11 protein-coding genes and 1 pseudogene are annotated in these 7,716 nt (G+C 72.1%); 3 read left to right on the top strand and 9 right to left on the bottom strand.

Annotated features, from left to right (window positions below):
• The 7 genes and pseudogenes from TSO221_RS34435 to TSO221_RS34410 all read right to left on the bottom strand — a co-directional run.
• Positions 1–249 (bottom strand): annotated as a pseudogene (locus TSO221_RS34435) (electron transfer flavoprotein subunit beta/FixA family protein); the annotation flags it as partial.
• 124 nt (positions 250–373) lie between these two features.
• A complete protein-coding gene (locus tag TSO221_RS34430; RefSeq protein WP_109122952.1) occupies positions 374–943 on the bottom strand; it encodes a cob(I)yrinic acid a,c-diamide adenosyltransferase in 570 nt (189 codons plus the stop codon).
• 3 nt (positions 944–946) lie between these two features.
• Positions 947–1,144 carry a twin transmembrane helix small protein gene (locus TSO221_RS34425; protein WP_109122951.1) on the bottom strand — a complete coding sequence of 66 codons (198 nt, stop codon included), beginning with the start codon at positions 1,142–1,144 and terminating at the stop codon, positions 947–949.
• A gap of 46 nt (positions 1,145–1,190) precedes the next feature.
• On the bottom strand, positions 1,191–2,363 hold the full coding sequence (locus tag TSO221_RS34420; RefSeq protein ID WP_109122950.1) for a hypothetical protein: 1,173 nt from the start codon (positions 2,361–2,363) through the stop codon (positions 1,191–1,193).
• Between the two features lie 3 nt (positions 2,364–2,366).
• Positions 2,367–2,897 (bottom strand): hypothetical protein, encoded by a 531-nt coding sequence (locus TSO221_RS34415; RefSeq protein ID WP_109122949.1) that lies wholly within the window; start codon positions 2,895–2,897, stop codon positions 2,367–2,369.
• Between the two features lie 4 nt (positions 2,898–2,901).
• Entirely contained in the window at positions 2,902–3,030 is a 129-nt protein-coding gene (locus TSO221_RS36945) for a hypothetical protein (protein ID WP_282187871.1), read from the bottom strand.
• Positions 3,031–3,035: 5 nt separating this feature from the next.
• Complete coding sequence (locus TSO221_RS34410) at positions 3,036–3,374, bottom strand: hypothetical protein (RefSeq protein WP_109122948.1); 339 nt, start codon at positions 3,372–3,374, stop codon at positions 3,036–3,038.
• Positions 3,375–3,594: 220 nt separating this feature from the next.
• Here TSO221_RS34410 and TSO221_RS34405 point away from each other — a divergent pair, with 220 nt between their 5' ends.
• Positions 3,595–5,010, top strand: coding sequence for a GH1 family beta-glucosidase (locus TSO221_RS34405; RefSeq protein ID WP_109122947.1), 1,416 nt, complete (start codon positions 3,595–3,597; stop codon positions 5,008–5,010).
• 4 nt (positions 5,011–5,014) lie between these two features.
• Here TSO221_RS34405 and TSO221_RS34400 read toward each other — a convergent pair whose 3' ends face one another.
• Complete coding sequence (locus TSO221_RS34400) at positions 5,015–5,605, bottom strand: NAD(P)H-dependent oxidoreductase (protein WP_109122946.1); 591 nt, start codon at positions 5,603–5,605, stop codon at positions 5,015–5,017.
• 102 nt (positions 5,606–5,707) lie between these two features.
• On the opposite strand from TSO221_RS34400, the gene TSO221_RS34395 reads away from it, so the two are divergent.
• Positions 5,708–6,112, top strand: a complete 405-nt coding sequence (locus tag TSO221_RS34395; RefSeq protein WP_109122945.1) for a hypothetical protein — start codon at positions 5,708–5,710, stop codon at positions 6,110–6,112.
• A gap of 183 nt (positions 6,113–6,295) precedes the next feature.
• On the opposite strand, the gene TSO221_RS34390 is transcribed toward TSO221_RS34395, so the two are convergent.
• Positions 6,296–6,550, bottom strand: coding sequence for a hypothetical protein (locus tag TSO221_RS34390; protein WP_109122944.1), 255 nt, complete (start codon positions 6,548–6,550; stop codon positions 6,296–6,298).
• 239 nt (positions 6,551–6,789) lie between these two features.
• Here TSO221_RS34390 and TSO221_RS34385 point away from each other — a divergent pair, with 239 nt between their 5' ends.
• Positions 6,790–7,629, top strand: coding sequence for a peptidoglycan-binding protein (locus tag TSO221_RS34385; protein WP_109122943.1), 840 nt, complete (start codon positions 6,790–6,792; stop codon positions 7,627–7,629).
• Positions 7,630–7,716 lie beyond the last annotated feature (87 nt).

Here is a 7,716-nt window from a genome sequence, read left to right as displayed (position 1 = left end):
GGCGCGGTCGGCGCCCATGGCCAGCGCGGTGCGCAGCGTCTCCTGGGCGCCGGCCGGGCCGATGGAGACGGCGACCACCTCGGTGGCCGTGCCGGTCTCCTTGAGGCGAACCGCTTCCTCGACGGCGATCTCGTCGAAGGGGTTCATCGACATCTTGACGTTGGCGGTCTCCACACCCGAGCCGTCCGCCTTCACGCGGATCTTCACGTTGTAGTCGACCACCCGCTTCACCGGGACGAGAATCTTCATGTCCGACCCTTGATCTATACGGACCCGTACGGGCCCCAAAAACGGGCAGCTTTCGCAGTGCGGCGAACGATAGGAGCAGTTTCGGAACCTGTCAACGCCGCCTATGCCGTAGGCAATAATGTTGTCAGCGGTTGCCGCCCGGCACCCACAGCACGTCGGCGGCGCCGTTGCCGTTCAACCGCCGGCTGAGCACGAACAGGTGGTCGGACAGGCGGTTGGCGTACTTGACGGCGGCGGGATTGACCGGTTCGTGCAGGGCCAGCTCGGTCATCAGCCGCTCGGCGCGGCGGACCACGGTGCGGGCGAGGTGCAGGTGCGCCGCGGCCGGCGAGCCGCCCGGCAGGATGAACGAGGTGAGCGGTGCCAGTTCCCCGTTCATGGCGTCGATCTCGCGCTCCAGCCGATCGACCTGGGAGTCGAGGATGCGCAGCGGCGGGTACTTGGGTTCCGCCTCCTCCGGCGTGCAGAGGTCGGCGCCGAGGTCGAACAGGTCGTTCTGGACGCGCGCCAGCATGGAGTCGGCGTCCGCGTCGTTGCGGGTGTGCAGGCGGGCGAGGCCGACCACGGCGTTCGCCTCGTCCACCGTGCCGTAGGCGGCGACGCGCAGGTCGTGCTTGGGCACCCGCGCGCCGTTGCCGAGCGACGTTTCGCCGCGGTCGCCGCCACGGGTATAGATGCGCGTCAGCTTGACCATCGATTAGGCCGCCTGGGTGATGAGGGCGAGAATGAACAGCACGATGGCCAGCCCTTGCAACCCCACGCGCAGCCGCATCAGCCGGTTGGAGTTGCGCCGGTTGGCCTCGCCGCCGCGCGCCATGAAGAACAGGCCGGCCAGCAGCGAGACCAGCAGCGCCGCCATCGCCAGGGCCATCAGGATCAGGAAGACTCCGCTCATGCTTCCGATATAGCGCGGGCGCAAGCGGACAGCCAGTACGCAGGGCTCACCCGCGCGTGAGCCGGCGCAGCGCCGCGTCGGGCAGGCGGTCCGGATACAGCGCCACCCGGGCGATTCGGCAGCGGGCGTGCTCGGCGCCGCCCGCGGCGTGCCCCAGGCGGAGGGCGGCCAGCCCGCCGGGTGCGCCGCCGTCGGCACCCGCCACGACGCCACCGTCCAGGCACGCCGCAAGGCCGTCCGCGTTCCAGGCGAGCGCTGCCCGGAAGCGGGTTCCCGGCGTCATCGTCCCGATCGCCAGATCGGCGCCGGCGAACCCGCCGCTCGCCGACGCCCGCACCGCCGTGCCGCCCGGCAGGCGCAGACTCAGCGCGTTGCCGCCGCCGGAATCGGACAGCGTGGCGAGCGTCTGCGGCATGGTGGGCGCCAGCGGCAGTTCGGCGTCGACCAGCAGCGTGCCGGCGTCCGGCGACCACCGCGGCAGCCGGTCGAGCGGCAGGCTGCAGGACTCGGCGGCGCGCACCGCCGCGGTCGCACCCGTCGCGACCGGCGCGGAGGCCATCGGGCCGGCCTCCATCTGCACGCCCCAGAGGTATAGCCCGCAGGCCGGGTCACCGGGATAGGAGGCCGGCAACGGCCCGATGTTCGGCGCCAGCACCAGAAGCACGCTGTTGTCCGTGCCGGTGACCGGCTGCGTCATCGACACCCGATACCAGCCGTTCCCGACGGGCATGATCGCGCTGCCGGGCATGCTGTCGGCCAGCAGCGTGCCGTCGGCAAGGTTGGCCGCCACCGTGGCATAGCCACCGACCATGCTCATCCGCAGCCACAGGACGCTGCGTCCGGCGGCCTTGGCGTAGACGGAGGCCGTGTGCAGGCCTTCCGCGGCGATGTAGCGCTGGGACAGCCGGAAGGTGTTGGTCACCGCCGTCTCCGAGACCTTCCAGGCGGTGAGGCTGCCGTCCGGCGCGGCGGCGGGCGCGAGGCTGACGTACCGCAGCGTCCAGCTCGGCTGGTCGAACGCCGAGCCGTGCAGCGCGAGGTTGGTCGCTGCGGGTTCCAGAAGCAGGCCGGCGGCGTCCAGGCGCGGCTGTCCAGTGGCGACGGCGCGCAGCGGGGTGGCGGTGCCGGCCCGGACGGTCGGCGACGGCCGCGCGAAGGCGAGCCGCCGGTCGAAGCGGCGCGTCCGCGCGAAGTCGAGGAGGAGGATGGGGGCGGCCATGGCTCAGACGCTCTCGAAACCGGTGGCGTCCAGGCGGACGACGGCGCACGACGCGCCCGCCGCCAGGGTGAGCGCGGCCGTGCCGCCGTCCAGCGTGCCGGTGCCGGCCGGATGCACGCTCACCGCGCCGGCCGAGCGGTTCTTGATCCACACCGCCCAGCCCGGATCGACGCCGTCGTCCGAGGCGCCCGGCAGGGTGACGGCGATGGCGGCGGTGCAGACCAGCAGCTTGCCGCCGTCGATGCCGGCCAGCGTGCGGTCGGCGGCGGCGGTCTCGGCCAGGATGCTCGGCGGGATCTGGCCGATGTCGGCGTAGGCGGCGGTGCCGAAGGGGCGGGGGGCCACCGCCTCCTCGGCGATCGAGGCCGGGGCGAACAGCGGCGCGAGCGCGGCGGCCAGCTCGGCGGTCGGCAGGGCGGCGCGCAGCTGGGCCAGCGTCGCCTTCAGCGTGGCACTGCCGGTGTCGAGCGGGAAGGCGTCGCCGTCGGCCAGCGACGCGGCGGCGGGGAGGTCGGCGATGTAGGTGGCGGGCATCGGGTCATCTCCAGGCGAGGGTGGCGCCGTCGCGGGCGGCGAGGCGGCGGCCGTCGCGGCCGGCAAGGGCGTTCAGCACGGCGCCGAACGCGGAGCGCAGCGGGGACAGGCCCCGCCCGAGGCGCAGCAGCATCGGCCTCACTCCTTCTCGGAGACGTACAGCGTGCAGTCGGCCGCCCCGGCGCGCAGCACGGCGACGTGCGTGTGCCGGCCGCGCAGGCTGTCGCCCACCGACAGGTCGTAGTAGACGCCCTCCGGGAAGTAATGGTCGGCGGCGGTGGCGGTGACGTCGGCGCCGCCGGTGCGCAGGTGGACCGGCCCGGTGGCGTAGACGCTCACCACCCGGGTGTCGGCGGCGAAGGGGATGGCGTTGCGGGCGCTGGCGGCGCCGGCCGGCAGAGTGTGCGCGCCGCCCGGCTTCAGGCGCAGCGCCGGGATGGTGCGGTGGTCGTCGTCGCGGGGCATCAGGGTGGACATGGCTCACTCCGCAGAGGGCAAATGGAAGGGAAAGGGGCCGAAACGCAAAGCGCCCGCGCGGCTGGGGAGCCGGCGGGCGCAGCTGTGGCGTTGACAAAACGGAATTTAATCCTGCATAAATGGCATGTCAAGGACAAGTATCCGCGCACGCCCTGGCGCGGGATGACCTCGGCGCCGCTCCTGTTGCATAGTGCGGCGTGCACGAGAGGGAGGCGGAGCGGTGCGGCGACGGACGTTCTTGAAGGCGGCGGCGACATCCCTGGCGGGAGCGCGACTCGGGCCCGCCCTGGCGCAGGCGCCGGACGCGGTGCGGTTCCCGGACGGCTTCCTGTGGGGCTGCTCCACCTCGTCCTACCAGATCGAGGGTGCCACCGGCGCCGATGGTCGGGGGCCGAGCGTGTGGGACACCTTCAGCCGCACGCCCGGCAAGGTGCTGAACGGCGACACCGGCGACACCGCCTGCGACCACTACAACCGCTGGCCGGAGGACGTCGCCCTGATGGCGCGCGCCGGCATGCGCGCCTACCGCTTCTCGGTGGCGTGGCCGCGGGTGCTGCCCAACGGCACCGGGCCGGTGAACGCGGCGGGGCTGGACTTCTACGACCGGCTGGTGGACGGGCTGCTCAAGGCCGGGATCGAGCCGTGGCCGTGCCTGTACCACTGGGACCTGCCGCAGGCTCTGCAGGACAGGGGCGGCTGGACCAACCGCGAGATCGCCGGCTGGTTCGCCGACTACGCCCAGGTGGTGGCCGGAAGGCTCGGCGACCGGGTGAGCCGCTGGGTGATGCTGAACGAGCCGTCGGTGGTCGCCATCTTCGGCCACGGCATGGGCACGCACGCGCCGGGGCTGACCGGGCGGGCGACCTGCGTGGCGGCGCTGCACCACCAGAACCTCGCCCAGGGCGCGGCGTTGCAGGCTCTGCGCGCGGCCGGCCGGGGCTGGACGCTCGGCACCGTGCTCAGCCTGCAGCCGGTGAAGCCGGTCGGCGGGCTGGAGGCCAACCGTGCGGCCGCGGCGCTGTGGGACGCGGTGTGGAACCGCTCCGGCCTCGATCCGCTGTTCCACGGCCGCATCCCGGAGCTGCTGGCCGCCGACTTCGAACCGCTGGTCAGGCCCGGCGATCTGGAGCTGATTCGCCAGCCGATCGATTTCCTGGGCATCAACTACTACAGCCGCATGCACCAGCAGCCCGACTCCGGCGGCCTGTTCGGCACCGGCTACGGCCCGGCGCCGGAGGGGGTGAAGCGCACCGGCATGGGCTGGCCGGTCGAGCCCGACGGCCTGACCGAGCAGCTGCTGGAGCTGCGCGAGCGCTACGGCAACCCGCCCGTCTACCTGACCGAGAACGGCGCCGACTACTACGACTGGATCGGCCCGGAGGGGAAGGCGGAGGACGGCGAGCGCATCTTCTTCATCCGCGACCACCTGCTGGCCGGCCACGCGGCGATCCGGCAGGGGGCGAACCTCAAGGGCTGGTTCGTGTGGACGCTGCTCGACAACTTCGAGTGGGCGGACGGCTACAGCCGCCGCTTCGGCCTCGTCCAGGTCGACCGGCAGACCATGACGCGCACGCCCAAGGCCAGCTACCATTGGTATGCCGACGCCATTCGGCGCAACGGCGTGATGCTGGCGTGAGGGCTTAGAACGCCCGCATCGCGTCCTCGACGCGGGCCAGATGCCCGGCGCGCTTCTCCGCCGTCGCGCGGTCCATGTCGTAGAGCGCCAGATAGTCCACCCGCGCCCGCGGCGCGCAGGCGGTCAGCACACCGGCCTTGAGGATGCGGCGCGCCGGATTGCGCATGTACAGCTCGGCCAGCCACCAGGGGGAGCCGAAGCTGGTCAGCACCGCCACCTTGCGCAGATCCTTCAGCAGCGGCTCGATCCGCCCGCCGGCGCGGTCGTGGCGGAAGGCGACTCCCGGCGCCCACACCCGGTCGAACCAGCCCTTCAGGATCGCCGGCGTGTCGAACCACCAGTGCGGGTAGGTCAGCACCAGCCCCTGCGACGCCCGCAGCCGCCGCACCAGCGCCTCCACCGCCGTGGTGTCGTAGTCCGGATCGAAGTAGGCGGCGCGCTCGGCGGCGGTGAGCGCCGGCTCGAACCCCTCGGCGTAGAGGTCGGTCTCGGTCACCTCGTGGCCGGCGCGGCGCAGCGCCGTCACGGCCGTGCGGTGCACGGCGGCGGCGAAGCTGTCGGGGAGGGGATGGGCGAGGACCGCCTGGACGCGCACGCGATGGTCTCCGGGAGGGCGTGGACCGGGACGATAACATGCGCCGCGCGTCCGCGCGTGCTAGACTGCGCGCCTCGTCCGAAGGTCCGACCCCGCATCCCCATGCCGCCCAAGCCGCCGCCGCAACCCATCCGCTTCGCCATCCAGAAGGCGCGCGGCAAGGGCTGGAAGACGCTGGAGGTGGGCGAGAACCTGAAGCAGGCCGAGGCGCGCTTCGATTTGATGGTCAAGGTGAACCCGCGGGCGTATTTCCGCCTCGTCCAGCTCGACCACAACCCCGAGGCCGATTTCGAGGGGATGGAGTTCAACTGGACGCTGATCCATCTCTACGACCCGACCAAGGGTTCGGCAAAAGGCAACGCTGCGCGGCCCTCGAAGTCCGCGAAGGCGCCGAAGCGGCGCAAGGAGAAGGTGCCGCTGCCGGTGCGCTTCTACGTGGGCGTGGTGGTGCTGGGCCTGCTGGCCGGCGCGCTGGTGTACCTGCGCTGGGGCCTGGGGACGCCGTGAGCCGTGCTCTGGCGATTTGGGCACTTTTTGGCCGTCATCCCCGCGAAGGCGGGGATCCAGGGCAGAGCCGCGTCAGCGGCGACATGAGTCATATGGCTCGCCGACGCGAGCATGGATCCCCGCCTTCGCGGGGATGACGACCGATAAAGGAATGTGCCAACGGCAGCGTGTCGTAAGCGGCGGTCAATCCGGATTGTAGCCTTTGCGGCGCATGCAGGTGCCGAAGACTTCCTTGCGGTAGGCGAAATGCGGCGTCTCCGGCAGCGGCCGCAGCGGGTAGCCGCGCAGGCGCATGGTGGTGTCCACCTCGTCCGTGCACTCGTCGAAGGCGACCTGGCCCACCTCGGCGCTGGCGGTCCATTCCCGGTAGCTGGGCTTGCTGCACCCCGCCAGCAGAAGCACGCCCATCAGCAGCATCGCTCCGCCCATCCGAGACATGATGCACCCCCCGTCCGTCGCGCCGGCCCGGAAAATACCACAAATTTTATCTATTGTCCGTTAACGGCGAGTGGGGGAGGTGGGGCAGCGGCGTTACCCAGATCGTGACTCGGATGCAACGCTGCGGCGCAGCGTGCGACTCGGGAACCGCGTGCCCCCATTTTCTCGCCCGAAAAATCGCCGCAATCTGCTAGCAAAGCGGTTTACGGAACAGGTCTGCAATGTCTGGAGGTTCGGCGATGGCTGGCGGTTTCGGGCGGACGCGCCCGCGCGTGGTGCTGGCGGTTCTCGCGGGGGTAGGCGCCGGCGCCCTGTTCCTGGGGCCGGCGCTGGCCCAGTCGGCGGCCGACATCCAGTGGGCGCAGACGATCCTCAAGGACAGGAACTACGACATCGGCGGCCGCGCCAACGGCCAGCTGACGCCGCAGACCCGCGCCGCGCTGTCGAAGTACCAGAAGGATCATGGCCTGCCGGCCACCGGCAATCTCGACCAGGCGACCGTCAGCAAGATGATGGGCGAGCGCTCGGCGAAGACCCCCGGCACCATGGGCAACCTCGCCGACCCGAAGACCGGCGCCCCCGCCGCCGTCCAGCGCGTCGCGCCGAAGGAGGTGGCCCCGCGCGCCGCCCAGCGCTCCGGCGACGTCGACACCACCGGCGGCGGCGAAGTGACGCTCGGTCCCGTGGTGCGCGGCGCGCCCAGCGAGGTCCCCCTGCCGTCGAGCCGTACGCCCTCTTCGTCGGCCGCCGCGCCTGCGCCCGGCACGCCGCAGGCGGCGCCGCGCGCCAGCGTCACCGCCACCACGGCGGAGGGCAAGGAGGTGCCGGTGACGGCGCTGTCCAAGGACGAGGACGGGTTCAGCGCGCCGGGCTGGCTGCGCTACGCGGTGATGGCGGTGCTGGCCGGCACGCTGGGCTTCATCGGCCTCGGCTGGTGGCGCAGCGGCCGCCCGTCGGGCAAGGGGCCGGTCCGCGAGGAGGAGGAGCGTGAGGTGCGCGTCGAGCCCCGCTTCACCCCCCGCCGCGAGGAACTGACCACCGGCGGCATGCCGCGCCTGTCGAGCGAGCGCCGCCGGTAATCTCACCCTCCCTCGCCTCCGGCGGGGGCGTGGAGCCGGTAACGAAGTTAACGAGCGCCGAAGGCGATCGTAGGCGGAGCGCGGTCG

Source organism: Azospirillum sp. TSO22-1, from assembly GCF_003116015.1.
GTDB lineage: Bacteria > Pseudomonadota > Alphaproteobacteria > Azospirillales > Azospirillaceae > Azospirillum.
The sequence above is the reverse complement of the archived record's forward strand: the minus strand, read 5'-3'. Positions and strand labels throughout refer to the sequence as shown.